At 72.8% G+C, this 17273-nt stretch carries 18 protein-coding genes; 12 read left to right on the top strand and 6 right to left on the bottom strand.

The features are described 5' to 3' along the window. Window positions 1-4: 4 nt before the first annotated feature. Complete coding sequence (locus HGN31_RS09105) at window positions 5-964, bottom strand: hypothetical protein (RefSeq protein ID WP_244960952.1); 960 nt, start codon at window positions 962-964, stop codon at window positions 5-7. Beyond that, a complete protein-coding gene (gene greA, locus HGN31_RS09110) occupies window positions 957-1427 on the bottom strand; it encodes a transcription elongation factor GreA (protein WP_036702885.1) in 471 nt (156 codons plus the stop codon). Before greA ends, HGN31_RS09105 begins: the two co-directional genes overlap by 8 nt. 322 nt (window positions 1428-1749) lie before the next feature. On the opposite strand from greA, the gene HGN31_RS09115 reads away from it, so the two are divergent. The 12 genes from HGN31_RS09115 to HGN31_RS09170 all read left to right on the top strand — a co-directional run bounded on the left by HGN31_RS09115 (window position 1750) and on the right by HGN31_RS09170 (window position 13305). Continuing rightward, window positions 1750-3405, top strand: coding sequence for an electron transfer flavoprotein-ubiquinone oxidoreductase (locus HGN31_RS09115; RefSeq protein WP_168783001.1), 1656 nt, complete (start codon window positions 1750-1752; stop codon window positions 3403-3405). 517 nt (window positions 3406-3922) lie between these two features. Then, window positions 3923-5968 carry a tetratricopeptide repeat protein gene (locus HGN31_RS09120; RefSeq protein WP_280529898.1) on the top strand — a complete coding sequence of 682 codons (2046 nt, stop codon included), beginning with the start codon at window positions 3923-3925 and terminating at the stop codon, window positions 5966-5968. 23 nt (window positions 5969-5991) lie between these two features. Further along, window positions 5992-6804 carry a 4-(cytidine 5'-diphospho)-2-C-methyl-D-erythritol kinase gene (locus tag HGN31_RS09125; protein ID WP_036709810.1) on the top strand — a complete coding sequence of 271 codons (813 nt, stop codon included), beginning with the start codon at window positions 5992-5994 and terminating at the stop codon, window positions 6802-6804. A gap of 33 nt (window positions 6805-6837) precedes the next feature. Continuing rightward, window positions 6838-7572 (top strand): pyridoxine 5'-phosphate synthase, encoded by a 735-nt coding sequence (locus HGN31_RS09130; RefSeq protein ID WP_036709772.1) that lies wholly within the window; start codon window positions 6838-6840, stop codon window positions 7570-7572. 19 nt (window positions 7573-7591) lie between these two features. Further along, window positions 7592-8461, top strand: coding sequence for a hypothetical protein (locus tag HGN31_RS09135; protein ID WP_168783002.1), 870 nt, complete (start codon window positions 7592-7594; stop codon window positions 8459-8461). Then, window positions 8458-8868 (top strand): holo-ACP synthase, encoded by a 411-nt coding sequence (gene acpS, locus HGN31_RS09140; protein ID WP_036709776.1) that lies wholly within the window; start codon window positions 8458-8460, stop codon window positions 8866-8868. The genes HGN31_RS09135 and acpS overlap by 4 nt, the downstream gene beginning before the upstream one ends. A gap of 223 nt (window positions 8869-9091) precedes the next feature. Beyond that, complete coding sequence (lepB, locus tag HGN31_RS09145; protein WP_168783003.1) at window positions 9092-9883, top strand: signal peptidase I; 792 nt, start codon at window positions 9092-9094, stop codon at window positions 9881-9883. Between the two features lies 1 nt (window position 9884). Next, on the top strand, window positions 9885-10583 hold the full coding sequence (rnc, locus tag HGN31_RS09150; RefSeq protein ID WP_036709779.1) for a ribonuclease III: 699 nt from the start codon (window positions 9885-9887) through the stop codon (window positions 10581-10583). Window positions 10584-10696: 113 nt separating this feature from the next. Then, the gene (era, locus tag HGN31_RS09155; protein WP_168783004.1) at window positions 10697-11641 is read left to right on the top strand and encodes a GTPase Era; all 945 of its coding nucleotides are present in this window, start codon (window positions 10697-10699) and stop codon (window positions 11639-11641) included. A gap of 3 nt (window positions 11642-11644) precedes the next feature. Then, a complete protein-coding gene (locus HGN31_RS09160; protein ID WP_168783005.1) occupies window positions 11645-11971 on the top strand; it encodes a DUF1491 family protein in 327 nt (108 codons plus the stop codon). Between the two features lie 207 nt (window positions 11972-12178). Beyond that, window positions 12179-12973 (top strand): AzlC family ABC transporter permease, encoded by a 795-nt coding sequence (locus tag HGN31_RS09165; RefSeq protein ID WP_211096279.1) that lies wholly within the window; start codon window positions 12179-12181, stop codon window positions 12971-12973. Continuing rightward, window positions 12973-13305, top strand: coding sequence for an AzlD domain-containing protein (locus HGN31_RS09170; RefSeq protein WP_036702508.1), 333 nt, complete (start codon window positions 12973-12975; stop codon window positions 13303-13305). Before HGN31_RS09165 ends, HGN31_RS09170 begins: the two co-directional genes overlap by 1 nt. Window positions 13306-13319: 14 nt before the next feature. On the opposite strand, the gene HGN31_RS09175 is transcribed toward HGN31_RS09170, so the two are convergent. The 4 genes from HGN31_RS09175 to HGN31_RS09190 form a co-directional block, all read right to left on the bottom strand. Next, window positions 13320-13970: a type 1 periplasmic-binding domain-containing protein gene (locus HGN31_RS09175; RefSeq protein ID WP_052171800.1), complete on the bottom strand. Its 651-nt coding sequence runs from the start codon at window positions 13968-13970 to the stop codon at window positions 13320-13322. Window positions 13971-14012: 42 nt separating this feature from the next. Further along, window positions 14013-14213, bottom strand: coding sequence for an aa3-type cytochrome c oxidase subunit IV (locus HGN31_RS16715; protein ID WP_036702505.1), 201 nt, complete (start codon window positions 14211-14213; stop codon window positions 14013-14015). Window positions 14214-14345: 132 nt separating this feature from the next. Then, on the bottom strand, window positions 14346-15377 hold the full coding sequence (locus tag HGN31_RS09185) for an MBL fold metallo-hydrolase (protein WP_244961213.1): 1032 nt from the start codon (window positions 15375-15377) through the stop codon (window positions 14346-14348). A gap of 116 nt (window positions 15378-15493) precedes the next feature. Next, window positions 15494-17185, bottom strand: a complete 1692-nt coding sequence (locus HGN31_RS09190) for an acyl-CoA dehydrogenase (RefSeq protein WP_036733821.1) — start codon at window positions 17183-17185, stop codon at window positions 15494-15496. Between the last annotated feature and the right edge of the window lie 88 nt (window positions 17186-17273).

The raw sequence follows: 17273 nt of genomic DNA on the forward strand, positions 1-17273 counted from the left end.
CGCGTCAGCCGAACATCCCCGTGACCTGCGCGAGCAGCCGGAACGCCCGCCCCGAACGGGTGTCGGCGGCCGCCCCGAGCGTGCGGTCGTCCATCCCCGGCGCGGCGCGGGTCAGGATGCGGTCGAACTGGCGCAGGAAATGGTGGGCCGCGTCGCGGAACACCTCGTCGCTGCGCATCAGCGCCGTGGCGATGGCGAGCGCGTCGGCATCCTCGATCCCCGCCAGCCCCTGCGTGCCGGCGCGCTGCCCGTCGAGGAACCGCCGCCAGCCCGCCCCCCAGCCCGGCGCGTCCGCGTCGATGGGGGCGAGGTCGTCCATGTAGAGCCCGTGCTTGGCCAGCAGCGTCACCACGTCCTGCGCGGCGCGGATGCCGCGCGCGGTGTCGGCGTCGCCGAGCGCGGTGCGCAGCGCGGCGATGGCGGCGTGGTCGTCGGGCCCGTCGGGAAAGTTCAGCGCCGCGACGAGGTCGGCGGGCGCAAGCCGCACTGGCGGCGGCTGGTCGAGCGGCAGGTCGGGCTGGCGCTCGTTCGTGCGCGGCTCGGCCGGGCGGGCGGCGGGGGCCCGCGCCGGGGCAGGGCGCAGCGCCGCGGTCGCGGCCCGGCCGGGGGCCTCGGGCAGGCGGGCGTCACGCTCGGCCGCGGCACGCTCGGCGGGACGCAGCGCCTCCATCCGGGTGCGCAGCAGCACCGCCTCGGCCCGCAACTCGGCGATGGCGCGGGCGAGGCCCACGGCGATCCACACCAGCACCAGCGGCAGGATCACCGCGACCGCTGCGGCGAGCCGCGCGAGCCCGCCCGGCTGCGGCGCATCCGCCGGCCCCAGCGCCCAGAACAGCAGCACCAGCACCAGCCACAGCGCCGAGACGACCGCCCCGACCAGCACCGCGCGGTCCCCCGCGTCGTGTCCGGTCCCGGTCCGCCACCCGCGCAGCTCGGCCTGCAGCCGGCCGATCAGCTCATTCATAGCGGATCGACAGGATCTCGTAGGATTTCTGCCCGCCCGGGGTCGTCACCTCGACGCTGTCGCCCTCGTCCTTGCCGATCAGCGCGCGCGCCAGCGGCGAGCGCACGTTCAGCAGCCCGCGCTCGAGGTCGGCCTCCTGCTCGCCCACGAGCTGGAAGCTCTTTTCCTCGTCGGTGTCCTCGTCCACCACGGTCACGCGGGCGCCGAACTTGACGCTGCCCGAGAGCTTCGAGGTGTCGATCACCTCGGCCCGCGAGATGATCATCTCAAGCTCCTTGATGCGGCCCTCGATGAACGACTGCTTCTCGCGCGCGGCGTGGTATTCGGCGTTCTCGCTCAGGTCGCCGTGCTCGCGCGCCTCGGCGATGGCCCGGATCACCGCCGGGCGCTCGACGGCCTTCAGCTCGCGCAGTTCCTCGTCCAGCTGGGCGTGACCCGCCCGCGTCATCGGTATCTTTTCCATCTCGTCCCCATGCGCCCGACGGGCGCCAGCCGTGTCAAAACGCCCCCGGCGGTCACGCAGGGGGCGTCTGGTTCGCGCGCATCGTGGCGCAGCCGGGCGCGTGACGCAAGCGGCCCCGCCGCCGTGCGCGGCCCCCCGCCGCCGTCCCGGTGCACCCGTGCGCGCCGCCGTTCTTCCCCCCGCCCGCGCCCCCGCCCTGCGACACAGCCGCGCGACAGGGAATTGCGTGCGACCCGCACACCGCGTCACGATTGTTTCGCGGCCGGTTACCGCATATGTCACAGGGCGACCGCGCAAGCAGCCAGGCCGAAGGGGAGACGCCATGTCCGCAATCGAACGCGAATCGATGGAATACGACGTGGTGATCGTCGGGGCCGGACCCGCGGGTCTGTCGGCCGCGATCCGGCTCAAGCAGATCGAGCCCGAGCTGAACGTGGTGGTGCTGGAAAAGGGCTCGGAGGTCGGCGCCCACATCCTCTCGGGCGCGGTGCTGGACCCCTCGGGGCTGACCGCGCTGATCCCCGACTGGAAGGAAAAGGGCGCCCCGGTCAAGACCGAGGTCCACACCGACAAGTTCGTGGTGCTGGGCGAGGGCGGGCAGTTCCGCATCCCCAACTGGCCGATGCCGCGGCTGATGTCGAACCACGGCAACTACATCGTCTCGATGGGTAACGTCTGCCGCTGGCTGGCCGAGCAGGCCGAGGCGCTGGGGGTCGAGATCTTCCCCGGCATGGCGGCGTCCGAGTTGGTCATGGACGGCAACCGCGTCGCCGGCGTGGTCGCGGGCGAGATGGGCAAGGAGCCGGACGGCTCGCCCGGCCCCTCCTACGAGCCGGGGATGGAGCTGCGCGGCAAGTACGTCTTCATCGCCGAGGGCGTGCGCGGCAGCCTCGCCAAGCAGCTGATCGAGAACTACGGCCTGTCCGAGGGCCACGAGCCGCAGAAGTTCGGCATCGGCATGAAGGAGATCTGGGAGATCGACCCCGCCAAGCACAAGGAGGGGACGGTCGTCCACACCATGGGCTGGCCGCTGGGCAAGGCCGCCGGCGGCGGGTCCTTCATCTATCACGCCGAGAACAACCAGGTGTTCATCGGCTTCGTGGTACACCTGAACTACGCCAACCCCTATCTCTACCCCTACGCCGAGTTCCAGCGCTTCAAGCACCACCCGATGGTGGCCGAGCTGCTCGAGGGCGGCAAGCGCGTGGCCTATGGCGCCCGGGCGATCAGCGAGGGCGGCTGGCAGTCGATCCCGAAGCTCACGGTGCCGGGCGCGATCCTGCTCGGCTGCTCGGCGGGGCTGGTGAACGTGCCGCGGATCAAGGGCAACCACAACGCGATGCTGTCGGGGATCGCGGCGGCCGAGGCGGCGGCGGCGGCCATCGCGGCCGGCCGCGAGGGCGACGAGCTGACCGAGTACGAGAGCGACCTGCGCTCGGGCCCGATCGCCCGCGACCTCAAGCGGGTGCGCAACGTCAAGCCGAGCTGGTCGCGCACCGGCATGATCGGCTCGCTGATGCTGGGCGGGGCGGACATGTGGTTCGCCAACCTCTTCAACCGCAACATCCTGGGGACGTGGAAGCACGGCAAGTCCGACGCCGCCGCCACCGGCAAGGCCGCGAAGTACAAGCCCATCGACTACCCCCGCCCGGACGGCAAGCTGAGCTTCGACCGGCTGACCAACGTCGCCTTCAGCTTCACCAACCACGAGGAAAGCCAGCCCTCGCACCTGAAGCTCAAGGACCCCTCGGTGCCGATCCGGGTCAACCTGCCCGAATACGCCGAACCCGCGCAGCGCTACTGCCCGGCCGGGGTCTATGAGGTGGTCGAGGACGCGAGCGTCCCCGAGGGCGCGCGCTTCGTCATCAACTTCCAGAACTGCGTCCACTGCAAGACCTGCGACATCAAGGACCCAAGCCAGAACATCGTCTGGACGACCCCGCAGGGCGGCGACGGTCCGAACTATCCGAACATGTAAATCCGGGGGCGGCGCGTGACGGCGCCGCCGGACCGGGGCTCTGCCCCGGACCCCGGGATACTTCAGCAAGGAAGAATGAGGAGGGCGGTCTGCGGGCCGTCCCGTTTGCGGGTCGTGAGGGCTGCGGGTGAGGCGCGCGATAGGCTTCGGGCCGCGTCCTGTTCGCCGCTGCGGTTGCGTCTTGCCAAGGGCCTGTCGCGGCCGCGGGCAGGCGCGTTGCGCCACACGCCGCCCTGTTCGCTGGTTTACTAGAGGGCTGCGTCTGGCCAAGCGCCAGTCGCGGCCGCTCCCATCCGCACAGCTTGCCTCACCCTTCGGTTGCCGCCCAACGCCGCGCGGGCACCCCACGCCCCACCTCCACCGCGTCTCTCTGGCCCAAATACCCGGCGACCTCCCCGGACCGTGACCGCCCGCCGGGGACCGGGGCGCCCGGCGGCGTTGCCGCCGCCTGCGCCAGCGGATAGGGTCCGGCGGCATGACACCGACAACCGGGGCCCCCGCTGCGATGAAGCCTGCGATGAAGCCGATCCTGATCCTCGCCGCCGCCGCCGGAGTTTCGGCCACCGCCGTCGCCGCGCTGATGCTGGACCTCTCGACCCCCGCCGCCCCGGCGCAGCCCGCCGCCGTGCGGGTCGCGCAGGCCGCCCCCGTCGCCGTCCCCGGCCAGACTGCGGACCCCGCCGCCCCGGCCTCTGACGCCACGCCCCGGCAGGCGCAGCTCATCAGCGACGCGCCGGTGCCGCCCTCGGGCCATACCACCCGCATCCAGCCGATCCCCGGCCGCGCGGGCCCCTATCTCGCCGCCCGCCTCGCCGCCTCGCGTAACGATTTCGCCGTCGCCGCCGATTACTTCCGCGCCGCCGTCGCCCATGACCGCACCGACCTCTTCCTGCAGGACGGGGCGCTCGTCTCGATGGTCTCGGCCGGGCAGATGGATGACGCCGCGACCATGGCGCAGGGCCTCGTCGACGGCGGCCGCACAACCGAGCTGGCGGGGCTCGTCACCCGCGCCGCGCTGGCCCGCAAGGGCGACTGGGCGGGCGTGCTGGCGATGCTCGACAAGATGCCCTCGACCCCTGGCGGGGCCGGGCCGCTGATGGACGGCATGACCCGCGCCTGGGCCGAGATGGGCGACGGCCGCGCCTCGGACGCCTTCGCCACCTTCCAGAAGCTCGAGCGTCAGCGCGGCGCGGCGGGCATCGCGCGCTTCCAGCTCGCGCTCGCCAAGGCCAGCGTCGGCGATTACGAGGGCGCCGAGGCCGCGCTCGCCGATCCCGAGAGCGCCGGGCACCTGATGGGCATCGTCGCCCGCGTGCAGGTGCTCTCGCAGCTCGAGCGCAATGCCGACGCGGTCAAGCTGCTCGACGATCTCGACGCGCTCGAGTCCGAACCGGCGCTCAAGCTGCTGCGCGACCGGCTGGCGGCGGGCGAGAAACTGCCCTTCGACGTGATCAAGAGCCCGGCCGAGGGCCTCGCGCAGGTCTTCGTCACCTTCGGCGGGGCGCTGATGGGCGGCGAGGATACCGACCCGCTGGCGCTGATCTACGCCCGCATCGGCCAGTACCTCGCCCCCGACATGGCCGAGGCGCAGCTGCTGGTCGCCCAGCTTCTGCAGAGCGCCGGGCAGTTCGACCTGGCCGAGACCGAGTTCCAGGGCCTGCGCGCCAAGGGCGACCTGCGCCCCGCGGCCGAGCTGGCGCGGATCGACGCGCTCGCCCGCGCCGACCGCCGCGCCGATGCCGAGGCCGCCGCCCGCGCCCTGACCGAGACCTGGCCCGAGCTGCCCTCGGCCTGGGTGGCGCTGGGCGACCTGCTGCGCCAGCAGGACAAGTTCGCCGAGGCGGTGCCGGTCTACGACCGGGCGCTCGAGCTGCTGGCGAAAGAGACCGATCCGCAGGCGAGCTGGTTCGCGCTCTACGCCCGCGGCATCGCGCTGGAACGTTCGGGCCAGTTCGACCGCGCCGACGCGGATTTCCAGGCGGCGCTGAACCTGCAGCCCGAGCAGGCGCCGATCCTCAACTATCTCGGCTACAGCTGGGTGGACCGGAACGTGCGGCTGGACGAGGGGCTGGACCTGATCAAGAAGGCCGTCGCGCTGCGCCCGGACGACGGCTACATCCTCGATTCGCTGGCCTGGGCCTATTACCGGCTGGGCCGCTATCAGGATGCGGTCGAGCCGATGGAAAAGGCGGTTTCGGCGATGTCTGACGACAGCCTCGTGAACGACCACATGGGCGACATCTACTGGATGGTCGGCCGCAAGCGCGAGGCCGAGATCCAGTGGAAGCGGGCGCTGAGCCTGTGGAAGCCCGCCGACACCGACACCGACCTGAACCGCGTCCGTGCCAAGCTCGAACGCGGGCTGGACGAGGTGCTGGCGGCGGAAAAGGCCAACGGCGGCAAGCTGCCCGAGGGCTGGGGCCAGCCCGAGCCGACGCCTGAAGCGGCGCCCGAGCCCGCCGCCGCCCCGGCGGATGCGGCGCCCGTGGACACCGCGCCCGAGCCCGACAGCCCGGCCCCGCCCGGCGCCGACGACGGCGAACCGGTGCCGCCGCGCCCGTGACCTCCGCCGACCGGGCTGCGGTCGTGCGCGAACCCGCGCCGGCCAAGATCAACCTCGCGCTGCACGTCACCGGGCGGCGCACGGACGGCTATCACCTGCTCGATTCGCTGGTCGTCTTCACCGAGCTGGGCGATCGCGTGGCCCTCGCCCCCGGGCCGCTGTCGCTGACCCTCACCGGGCCTTTCGCCGACGTCGTTCCGCCCGGCGACGACAACCTGTGCCTGCGCGCGGCCCGCGCCGTGGGGGCCGAGGCCGCGATCACCCTCGAGAAGCGCCTGCCGCCGGCGTCGGGGATCGGCGGCGGCACGGCCGACGCCGCCGCGGTGCTGCGCGCGCTCGGCCGCACCCCTGCGCGGCCCGAGGCACTCGGCGCCGACCTGCCCGCGTGCCTGATGAGCCGCAGCCTGCGGATGCAGGGGGTGGGCGAGATCCTGACCCCCGTCACCCTGCCGGCGCTGCACCTCGTGCTGGTCAACCCGCGGGTCGAGGTCCCCACGCCCGCCGTCTTCGCCGCCCTGACCAGCCGCGAGAACCCCGGCCTGCCCCCGTTCCCCGCCGACGGCGACTGGCCGGGCTGGCTCACGGCGACCCGCAACGACCTCGAGCCGCCCGCCCTGCGCCTCGCCCCGGTGATCGGCGACACCCTTGCCGCGCTCGCCGCCCAAGGCGCGCAGATCGCCCGGATGTCGGGGTCCGGCGCGACCTGCTTCGGCCTTTTTCCCGACGCCCCGGCCGCCCGCGCCGCCGCCGTGGCCATCGCCGCCGCCCGCCCCGGCTGGTGGGTCGAGGCCACGCGCAGCATCGCGGGGCTACCCCCCGCCGCGCCCCGCGGCTAACCTGCCCCGCACGACCAAGCCGGGGGGACCGCCATGCTGCGACTGGGCGTCAACATCGACCATGTGGCCACCGTCAGGAACGCGCGCGGCACCCCCTGGCCCGACCCGCTGCGCGCCGCGCTGCTGGCCGAGGCCGCCGGCGCCGACGGCATCACCGCCCATCTGCGCGAGGATCGGCGCCACATCTCGGACGACGATATCGCCCGGCTGGCCGATGCGCTCAGCGTGCCGCTGAACCTCGAGATGGCGGCCACGCCCGAGATGCAGGCCATCGCGCTGCGCCACCGCCCGCACGCCGTCTGCCTCGTCCCCGAAAAGCGCGAAGAGCGGACCACCGAGGGCGGGCTGGACGTGGCCGCCGACGCCGCGCGGCTGGCCGACTACATCGCGCCCCTGCGCGCGGCGGGGGCGCGCGTCTCGCTCTTCATCGGCCACGACCCGCGCCAGATCGAGGCCGCCGCCCGCATCGGCGCCGCCGTGGTCGAGCTGCACACCGGCGCCTATTGCGACTACGACACCGAGGGCCGCCACGACCTGCGCGACGCCGAGCTGGCCGGGCTGGCCGAGGGCGCGCGCCTTGCGGCGTCGCTGGGGCTCGAGGTTCACGCCGGCCACGGCCTGACCTTCGACACCGTCGGGCCCATCGCCGCGATCCCGGAACTCGCCGAGCTGAACATCGGCCATTTCCTGATCGCCGAGTCGATCTTCACCGGCCTCGGCCCCGCGATCGAGGAGATGCGCCGGCGGATGGACGCCGCGCGGGGATGACCCGCCCGGTGCGCGCGCCATGAGCCTGTTGCGCCGGATCACCCGCGCCCTGCGCCTGACCCTCGCCGCGCTGGGCGGGATCTGGTCGGTGCTGATGATGCTGGTCATGGCCGGCTCGCTGGCGCTGAGCATTGCCATGACGATGGTGCCGGCGGTGTTTTCCGCCGTCGCGGGCGTGGTCGAGGGGGTGACCGGCCTGCGATCCCTCGCCACGCGGCAGTCCGACGATCTGGCCCGGGTCCAGGCCCGCGCCGCCACCGAGGCGGCCGAGCGGCGGGCGGCGACGGGTCGCGCCGACAACCTCGCCCGCGAGCTGGCCGACAGCCGCGCCGCCAACGCCCGCCTTGCGCGCGAACTCGCCGACGCGCCCGTCACCTATCGCGGCAGCCGCATGGCCGCACGCGAGGCGGTCAAGGACACCGCCACCCGCGTCTCGCGCCGCACCGCCATCGCCACCACCCGCAACGTGGCCAGCATGGCGGGCGAGGCGCTGCCGGTGATCGGCATCGGCGTGATCGCCGCGGCGACGGCGTGGGAGCTCGCCGACGCCTGCGCGATGATGGGCGAGATGCGGGCGCTCGATGCGGCCTTCAACCCCGACGACCCGGTGCGCGAGGACGAGGTCTGCGGGATGGAGGTGCCGACCCGCGCCGAGCTGTGGGAGAAGGTCCGCGCCAGCCCCGGCGCGGTCTGGGCCGGGGCGCAGGGGCTTTACGACGACCTGCCGGATCTGTCGGCGGCCGCCTATGGGCGCGGCGCGGGCTGGCTCGGCGGGCTCTGGGACCAGGCCTTCGGCGAGGACGCCCCCGCCGCGGCGCCTCTGCCCCCCGAGGGGCTTCTTTCTGGCCCGGATACCCGGACCCCTTCGGCCACGGGCGCAGCACCATGATCCTCGGAATCGGCACCGACCTCTGCAACATCGACCGCATCGCCGCGGTGCTCGACCGGCACGGCGACCGCTTCCGCCAGCGGGTGTTCACCGAGACCGAACTCGCCCGCGCCGCCCGCCGCCCGCATGAGGCGGCGACCCTCGCCAAGCGCTGGGCGGCGAAGGAGGCGTGCTCGAAGGCGCTCGGCACCGGGCTCGCCATGGGCATCGCCTGGCGCGACATGGCGGTGACCAACCTGCGCTCGGGGCAGCCGACGATGGCGCTGACCGGCTGGGCGGCCGAGCGGCTCGCGGCGATGACCCCGCCGGGGCACCGCGCGGTGGTTCACGTCACGCTGACCGACGATCACCCCTGGGCGCAGGCCTTCGTCGTGATCGAGGCACTGCCTGCCGTGTCCGCAGGCTGAGCGCGCAGCGCCCCGCGGCTGACGTTGGCGAGGGTGGTGCGGCCGGCTGCCTCCGGCGGGGATATTTGGGTCCAGCCCGAGGGGCGGCGCGAGCGGCCGGGCGGCGCTGCCAAGGGGCGCTCAGGCCCCGCACCGCTTGACTTCCGCCGCCTTGCCTGCCCAAGAACCCGCACCACAATCCCGCGCCTGTCGCGGGCATCCACGACAGCGACACGGGGCACACATGGCGCGCAGCACGGCCAAGGAACAGGGCGGCATCTGGGAAACGGTCAAGACCGTGTTCTGGGCGCTGGTGATCGCCGGGGTCTTCCGGACGCTGTTCTTCCAGCCCTTCTGGATTCCCTCGGGCTCGATGAAGGACACGCTGCTGATCGGCGACTTCCTGTTCGTCAACAAGATGGCCTACGGCTATTCGCGCCACTCCTGCCCGTTCTCGCTCTGCCCGATCACGGGCCGCATCCTCGAGCGCGCGCCCGAGCGCGGCGACGTGGTGGTGTTCCGCCATCCGACCCGCGGGGTGGATTTCGTCAAGCGGGTGATCGGCCTGCCGGGCGACACGGTGCAGCTGGTGGGCGGGCAGGTAATCCTGAATGGCCAGCCGCTGCCGCAGACCCCGAACGGCGTCTTCAGCGAACCGAAGCTGCCGCAGGGGCCGGGGCGCACCCTGCCGCGCTGCTGGAACGAGCCGGTGCCCGAAGGCGGGACCTGCGAGAAGCAGCGCTTCACCGAGACGCTGCCCAACGGCGTGGCCCATGACGTGCTGAACATCCTCGACGGCTGGCCGCTCGACGACACGCCGGTGTTCACGGTGCCGGCCGGCAACTACTTCTTCATGGGCGACAACCGCGACAACTCCGAGGACAGCCGCGTGCCGGCCATCGCCGGGGGGCTGGGCTTCGTGCCGGCCGAGTATCTCATCGGCCGCGCCGACCGGGTGATGTTCTCGTCGGCGGGGTCGTCGCTGCTCTACTTCTGGACCTGGCGCGCGGACCGCTTCTTCCGCGCCATCCACTGACATGGCCGGGCCGCGGCCCTCGGCCGAGTTGGTCGCCTTTCAGCGGCGGCTGGGCCACCAGTTCGCCGACCCGGCGCTGCTGATCCGCGCGCTGACCCACTCGAGCCTCTCGTCGCCGACCCGGCCCGACAACCAGCGGCTCGAGTTCCTGGGCGACCGGGTGCTCGGCCTCACCATCGCCGAGGCGCTGTTCCACCACGACCGCGGCGCGACCGAGGGGCAGCTCGCGCCCCGCCTCAACGCGCTGGTGCGCGGCGAGACCTGCGCCGAGATCGCCCGCGAGATCGGGCTGGGCGAGGTGATGAAGCTCGGCCGGTCCGAGATGCTGACCGGCGGGCGCCGGAAAGAGGCGGTGCTGGGCGACGCGATGGAGGCGGTGCTGGCCGCCGTCTATGTCGATGCCGGGTTCGACGCCGCCCGGGCGCTGATCCTGCGGCTCTGGGGCGACCGGATCGAGGGGGCCGAGGCGGCCTCGCACAACCCCAAGACCGTCCTGCAGGAATGGGCGCAGGCCAAGGGCATGACGCCGCCGCGCTACGAGATCACCGACCGCAGCGGCCCCGACCACGCGCCGCAGTTCCGCATCACCGTGACGCTCGACGACGGCCGCAGCGCCGAGGCCGCGGGCACCGGCACCAAGCGCAGCATCGAGCAGCTGGCCGCACAGGCGATGCTCGACGCGCTGGACGCGGGCGCGTAGCGCGGGCACGGCCATGAGGGCGGCCGATGGAACCATCCGCCCGCCGTTCGCATGAACTGTGCATGAACCCTGCATGAACGCTGCATGAACACCACACCAGCCGTGAGAGGCCGATGACCGACCCGACCGAGACCACCCAAGACACGCCGGACGCCCCGACCCGCGCGGGCTTCGTCGCCCTGATCGGCGAGCCGAACGCCGGCAAGTCCACGCTGCTCAACCGGCTGGTGGGGGCCAAGGTCTCGATCGTCACCCACAAGGTCCAGACCACCCGTGCCCGCATCCGCGGCATCGCCCTGCACGGCCCGGCGCAGATCGTCTTCGTCGACACCCCCGGCATCTTCCGCCCGCGCCGCAGGCTCGACCGCTCGATGGTCGCCGCCGCCTGGGGCGGGGCGGCGGATGCCGACATCGTCGTGCTGCTGGTCGAGGCGCATCGCGGCCTGACCGACGGGGTGCAGGCGATCCTCGACGCGCTGAAGGCCCGTCAGGGCCAGGCTCCGGTGGCGCTGGCGATCAACAAGATCGACCGGGTCAAGGCGCCGGAGTTGCTGGAACTCTCGCAGGCGCTCAACGCGGCCTATCCGTTCGCGCGGACCTTCATGATCTCGGCCGAGCGCGGGCACGGCACCGCCGACCTGATGGACTGGATTGCCGCCGAGTTGCCCGAGGGGCCGTGGCTCTACCCCGAGGACCAGATCGCCGACCTGCCGATGCGCCAGATCGCCGCCGAGATGACGCGCGAGAAGCTGACCCTGCGGCTGCACGAGGAAATCCCCTATCAGCTCACCGTCGAGACCGAGAGCTGGCAGGAGCGCGAGGACGGCTCGGCCCGCATCGACCAGGTGATCTACGTCAGCCGCGAGGGGCACAAGGGCATCGTCGTCGGCAAGGGCGGAGAGACGATCAAGGCCGTGAGCCGGGCCGCGCGCGAGGAGCTGGCCGAGTTCATGGGCCGGCCGGTGCATCTGTTCCTGCGCGTGGCGCTGCGCGAGAACTGGCTGGACGAGGCTGAGCGCTACCGCGAGATGGGCCTCGACTTCCGCGACGGGGACTGACGGGTGGAGCCGCGGCTGACCGCCGGCCTGAGGGTCGCGGCGCTGCTCAGGCGCGCCGACCTGGCCGGGCGGGGGGCCTATGTGGTCCACCGCGGGGACGAGACGGCCGGGGCGGTTGCCGTGTCGGTGGTGCGTCCGGGGGGGCAGGCGGAGCTCTGGGCACAGGAGTATGACTTTGGCACCGACCAGCGCGGATGGGTCGCGCAGGCCACCGGCACCCCGCGCGAGATCGACGCCGCCATCGCCCGCCGCCGCGCCGCCGACCCTGACCTCTGGGTGATCGAGCTGGAGCTGAGGGACGACGAGGCGGTCGCGGATTTCGCCGACTGACAACCCCGCGCCTTGGGTGAGCGAGGCGCCCCTGAGCCTCGGCCGGGCCGGGGGATCTGGGCAAGAACGACGCCTTGAGCGCGGCGCGCCCGCCTCGGGCTGGACAAAAATATCCCCGCCGGAGGCATCCGGCGCCGCCCTCGGGTTGCGGCGGCAGGCCGGGTTGGCAATGGTGCCGCGGCAGCTTTTCGCAGCCCAGGATTCCCCATGCCTCGCCCCTTCGCCCGTTCGCCTGCGCCGGTGCTGCATGAGCAGAGCCTCGGCCGCGCGGCCCGTGACGGCTTCATGCAGGCGCTGCCGTTCCTGCTGGTGCTGGTGCCGTTCGCGCTGCTGTTCGGGGTCGTGGCGACCGCCGCCGGCTTGGACATCGCGCAGGTGATGGGGTCCTCGATCCTCGTGCTGGCCGGGGCCTCTCAGTTTTCGGCGGTGCAGCTGATGACCGACCACGCGGCGGTGCTGGTCGTGCTCGCCTCGGCGCTGGCGATCAACCTGCGGATGGCGATGTATTCGGCCTCGCTGGTGCCCTACGTGGGCGCGGCGCCGGCGTGGCAGCGGGCGCTGCTGGCCTATGTGCTCATCGACCAGACCTACGGCCTCGCCATCCAGCGGTTCGAGCGCTATCCGCGCCTCAGCGTGGCGCAGCGGATGGCCTATCTGGCCGGGGCGACGCCGGTGCTGTGCCTGCCGTGGGTGGGGTTCACCTATGTCGGCGCGACGGCGGGCCAGTTGATCCCGGCCGAGTGGCCGCTGGATTTTGCCGTGCCGATCACCTTCCTCGCCATGATCGCGCCGATGCTGCGGACGCTGCCCCATGTGATCGCCGCGGGCGTGGCGATCCTCAGCGCGCTGGCGCTGACGGGGATGCCGCCGGGCACGGGCGTGCTGGTCGCTGGGCCGCTCGGCATGGCCGCGGGGGCGCTGTCCGAGACGTGGCTCGTCCGCCGCCGGGCGCGGGGCGCGCTGCCACCCGGCAATCCGCCGCGCCCGCAGGCGAGGCGGTGATGCCGGGCTGGTCGGATGCGGCGATCTGGGGGGTGATCCTCACGCTGGGCGTGGGGACGTTCCTGATCCGCTGGTCGTTCCTCGGCGCGGTCGGCAACCGCCCGGTGCCCGAGTGGGCGCAGCGCGTCTTGCGCTACACCGCCGTGGCGGTGCTGCCGGCGCTGGTCGCGCCGCAGGTGATCTGGCCCCCCGCCACCGGCGGGACGCCCGATCCGGCGCGGCTCGCTGCGGCCGCGGTGACGCTGGGGATGGGGCTTCTGACCCGCAACACCCTCGCCGCGATCGTCGGCGGCGGGGTGACGCTGGCGCTGGGGTTCGCGCTCGGGCTCTAGCCGCGCGGCGGGTGTCAGGCCCCCGGGCGGCGGATCAGGTGGCCGTTCTGGTAGCCCTCGATCGAGCCGTCCTTCTGGCGCAGCAGCACGTCATGGTTGTTGGCCGGATCGCCGTCCTGATGCCGCTTCGACGTCACGCCCGGCAGGGTCAGGAACCACTCGCGCAGCTTGAGCGGGCTGAACCCGGTCGGCGCACCCTCGAACCCCGGCACGTGGCGCAGCGCCTGCCCGGTGTTCACCGCGCAAAAGCTCTTGGGCGAGGCGCCCTGCGCCTCGACCGCGCGGATCGCGGCCTCGGCCACCGCGGGGCTGACCTGGATCGTGTCCTCGGCCACCCAGTAGGTCGAGCGGGCGTGGTAGTCGATGTAGAAGTGCTTGAAGTTGTCGGTGATCCCGTAAAGCACGTCGTTGCGTTCCGGGATGCGGGGGTGTTCCCAGCTGCCGGCCGGGTCGTAGATCACCCGCTGGCTGCCGTTCACCATCAGCGCCGAATGCCCGCCCTCGCCGCGCGGGATGCCGATCACCGTGAACAGCGTGATCGACGGCGGCTCGTTCGAGGTGAACCGCGCGGCCCGCACCGTCGCATCGTCGTCCCACACCGAGACCGCGCCACACCCTGCAAGCGCTGCGGGAACCGCCAGCGCGAGAAAGCTTCGCCTTTGCATCTGTCTTGTCCCTCGTCCGCCGTCTGCCGGGCGGTTCCGCAATCAGGCGTTGGTCAGCGCCAGGAAGATCAGCACCAGGATCGTCAGCACCGCCGACCACGTCATGAAGCGGACGAAGCCGTCGAAGGTGCGCTCGTGCTCGACGATGTCCATCGTGCCGTGCTCGTGGTGGGGGGCGTCATGCACGGCGTGCGCGCGGGCGTGAGCGGGGGCATGGGTGGTGGTGGTGCGGGTCGTGGCCATCTCTCGCCTGTCCTGTCCTGAGCTATCTGCTGGCGCGCTGCCACCCGCGCCGCCGGACATTCTCTCCGGTCGGCAGGCGCAGCCTCGACCGGTGCTATCAGAAATGCGGCGACCTGTCACGCCCCTCTGCGGTCACCTGTCCGCGGGGGCGCCCCAGATCAGCCCGCCAGTCCCGGTCTCGCCCACGACGCGGATGCGGCCCGCGGCGGCGAGCGCGTTCACATGGGCGATCGCCTCGGCCAGGGCGAGGCCGTATTCGCCCTCGCCGATCCGCCGGCGGTAGAGCAGATCGAAACAATCCGCCGCCGTGCGCGGCCGATCGGCCAGCGAGGCCGCGAGCCGGTCGAGCGCGGTGCGGTGGTTCTCGGCCAGCTGGACCAGCCGCGCGGGCAGGCCGATGTAGGGCAGCTTGTGGCCGGGCAGGACGAGGTGTCGGTCCTCGGCCAGCGCGGCGAAGCGGTCGCAGCTCTCGAGCCATTCGGCCACCGGGTTCGCCCCCGGCTCGGTCGCGTAGACCCCCAGGTTGGGCGAGATCCCCGGCAGAAGCTGGTCGCCGGCGATCACGAGGTCGTCGTCCTCGGACCACAGCGTCAGGTGCTCGGCCGCGTGGCCGTTGCCGGTCCAGACCCGCCAGTCGCGCCCGCCCAGACGCAGCCGGTCACCGTCGCGCAGCCGGGTGTAGCCGAGGGGCAGGGGGTGGACGACATCGGTGGTGTTCCACGGCCGCTCGGCCGCCTTGCGCTCCAGCATCTCGGCCGGCATCCCGGCGCGGCGCCAATAGGCGACCTGCGCGGGCGTCGGACGCTCCTGCACGTCGAGCGCCAGCATCCGCGCCATGAGCCAGGCGGTGCGGCTGGTCAGCAGCTCGGCGCCCTTTTCCATGAACCAGCCGGCAAGGCCGATGTGGTCGGGGTGCTGGTGGGTGGCGAGCACCCGGCGGATGGGGGCGCCTGCCAGCGGGCCGTCCTTCAGCGCCGCCCAGACCGCGCGGCTGCGGGTGCTGTCGAAGCCGGTGTCCACGACCGTCCAGCCGTCCGCATCGCGCAGCGCATAGACGTTGACGTGGTCGAGCCGCATCGGCAGCGGCAGGCGCATCCACAGCACGCCCTCGGCGACCTCGATCGCCTGCCCTTCGGCGGGCGGCGCGGCCCAGGGGTGGGCGATGCCGGTCTCGGCCGGCTCGGGCCGCGCCGGGCCCGGAACCTGCGCCGAATCAAGCGCGGCGTCGAGCGTCGGCTCGGCGGCGGCCTCGGCCGCCGCGGGGCGCGGGGAGGGGGCGGTCACGCCGCCCCGGCAAAGGCCGTGTCGGGCAGCGCGTCGAGATCGCCCGCACCGGCCCGCGCCTCGGCGAGATCGCCCGCGTTGCGGGGCAGCACGCGGGTGATGAACACCCTCGCCAGCGTCTTGCGCGCGTCGTCGCCCTTTTGCGCCGCGATCAGGTGGTAATGCGCGCCCAGCACCCGGGCAAAGGCCGCGAGATAGGGCACGGCGCCGGCAAAGCGGTCCTGCGCCTCGGCCTCGAGCATGGCCGAGGTCGCCTCGCGCAGGGTCTCGGCGGCGTCCCAGACGGCGCGGGCGAGGTCGGGCATTGCGGCCTGCGCGGCCTTGGCGCCGTCCAGCACCTCCTCGATCATCCGGGTGGCCATCTCGCCCCCGTCCATCATCTTTCGGCCGACGAGGTCCATGGCCTGGATGCCGTTGGTGCCCTCGTAGATCGGCGTGATCCGCACGTCGCGCAGATACTGGGCGGCGCCGGTCTCCTCGACGAAGCCCATGCCGCCGTGGACCTGCACGCCCATGTCCGCGACGCGGCAGCCGACGTCGGTGCCCCAGGCCTTGGCGATCGGGGTCAGGAAGGCCGCGCGGGCCTGCCAGTCGGCGTCGCCGGTGGCGGTCGCCATGTCCAGCGCCTGCGCGCAGGCAAGGCAGATGGCGCGGGCGGCGAACACCTCGGCCCGGCCGGTGGCGAGCATCCGGCGCACGTCGGCGTGGCGGATGATCGGGCCCATCTGCACCCGCTCGGCGGCATAGGCGGCGGCGTGCTGCAGCGCAGCCTCGGCCACCGCGACGCCCTGCATCCCGACCGCGAGGCGGGCGTTGTTCATCATCGTGAACATCGCCGCCATGCCCTTGTGCTCCTGCCCCACGAGCCAGCCGGTCGCGCCCTCGAAGCTCATCACGCAGGTGGGCGAGCCGTGGATGCCCAGCTTGTGCTCGAGCGAGACGACCTTGAGGCTGTTGCCGACGCCCGGCTTGCCGGATTCGTCGGGGATGTATTTCGGCACCATGAACAGGCTGATGCCGCGGGTGCCCGCGCCGCCGTCGGGCAGGCGGGCGAGGACGAGGTGACAGGTGTTCTCGGTCACGTCGCTGTCGCCCCAGGTGATGAAGATCTTCTGCCCGGTGACGCGGTAGGTGCCGTCCTCGGCCCGTTCGGCGCGGGTGGTGAGCGCGCCCACGTCCGACCCGGCGCCGGGCTCGGTCAGGTTCATCGTGCCGTTCCAGTCGCCCGAGATCAGCTTGGGCAGGTAGGTCGCCTTCAGCTCGTCCGAGGCGTGATGCTCGAGCGCCTCGATCTGGCCCTGGGTCAGCAGCGGGTTCAGCTGCAGCGACAGGCAGGCGCCGGCCAGCATCTCGCCCACGGCGACGTTCAGCGTCTGCGGCAGGCCCGCGCCGCCATGCTCGGGGTTGGCCGAGAGCCCCACCCAGCCGCCTTCGGCGATGGCGCGGAAACCTGCGTCGAACCCCGGCGACGAGCGCACGGCGCCGTTTTCCAGCCGCGAGGGGGTCAGGTCGCTGCCGCGGTTCAAGGGCGCCAGCACTTCGGTCGACAGCCGCCCGGCCTCGGTCAGGATCGCGGTGACGGTGTCCTCGCTCGCTTCGGCGAAGCGGTCGGTCGCGGCAACGGGGGCCAGCGGCACCACCGCGTCGAGGATGAATGCGATGTCGTCCACCGGCGCGCGATAGGCCATGATCGGTCTCCCCCAAATTGGCATCGCGCGGATGTCGTCTGCAATCCGGGCGGTTGCAAATCGGGCGCCCGCGCGTATGTCCCAAACC

The organism is Paracoccus sanguinis (assembly GCF_012689545.1).
GTDB lineage: Bacteria > Pseudomonadota > Alphaproteobacteria > Rhodobacterales > Rhodobacteraceae > Paracoccus > Paracoccus panacisoli.

Coding starts and splice junctions, on each gene's coding strand:
- era (WP_168783004.1), top strand. CDS start 10,697: ATGACCGACCCGACCGAGACCACCCAAGACACGCCGGACGCCCCGACC.
- HGN31_RS16715 (WP_036702505.1), bottom strand. CDS start 14,213: ATGGCCACGACCCGCACCACCACCACCCATGCCCCCGCTCACGCCCGC.
- HGN31_RS09130 (WP_036709772.1), top strand. CDS start 6,838: ATGCTGCGACTGGGCGTCAACATCGACCATGTGGCCACCGTCAGGAAC.
- HGN31_RS09170 (WP_036702508.1), top strand. CDS start 12,973: ATGCCGGGCTGGTCGGATGCGGCGATCTGGGGGGTGATCCTCACGCTG.
- HGN31_RS09135 (WP_168783002.1), top strand. CDS start 7,592: ATGAGCCTGTTGCGCCGGATCACCCGCGCCCTGCGCCTGACCCTCGCC.
- HGN31_RS09175 (WP_052171800.1), bottom strand. CDS start 13,970: ATGCAAAGGCGAAGCTTTCTCGCGCTGGCGGTTCCCGCAGCGCTTGCA.
- greA (WP_036702885.1), bottom strand. CDS start 1,427: ATGGAAAAGATACCGATGACGCGGGCGGGTCACGCCCAGCTGGACGAG.
- HGN31_RS09190 (WP_036733821.1), bottom strand. CDS start 17,185: ATGGCCTATCGCGCGCCGGTGGACGACATCGCATTCATCCTCGACGCG.
- HGN31_RS09120 (WP_280529898.1), top strand. CDS start 3,923: ATGAAGCCGATCCTGATCCTCGCCGCCGCCGCCGGAGTTTCGGCCACC.
- HGN31_RS09105 (WP_244960952.1), bottom strand. CDS start 964: ATGAATGAGCTGATCGGCCGGCTGCAGGCCGAGCTGCGCGGGTGGCGG.
- HGN31_RS09115 (WP_168783001.1), top strand. CDS start 1,750: ATGTCCGCAATCGAACGCGAATCGATGGAATACGACGTGGTGATCGTC.
- acpS (WP_036709776.1), top strand. CDS start 8,458: ATGATCCTCGGAATCGGCACCGACCTCTGCAACATCGACCGCATCGCC.
- HGN31_RS09165 (WP_211096279.1), top strand. CDS start 12,179: ATGCCTCGCCCCTTCGCCCGTTCGCCTGCGCCGGTGCTGCATGAGCAG.
- rnc (WP_036709779.1), top strand. CDS start 9,885: ATGGCCGGGCCGCGGCCCTCGGCCGAGTTGGTCGCCTTTCAGCGGCGG.
- lepB (WP_168783003.1), top strand. CDS start 9,092: ATGGCGCGCAGCACGGCCAAGGAACAGGGCGGCATCTGGGAAACGGTC.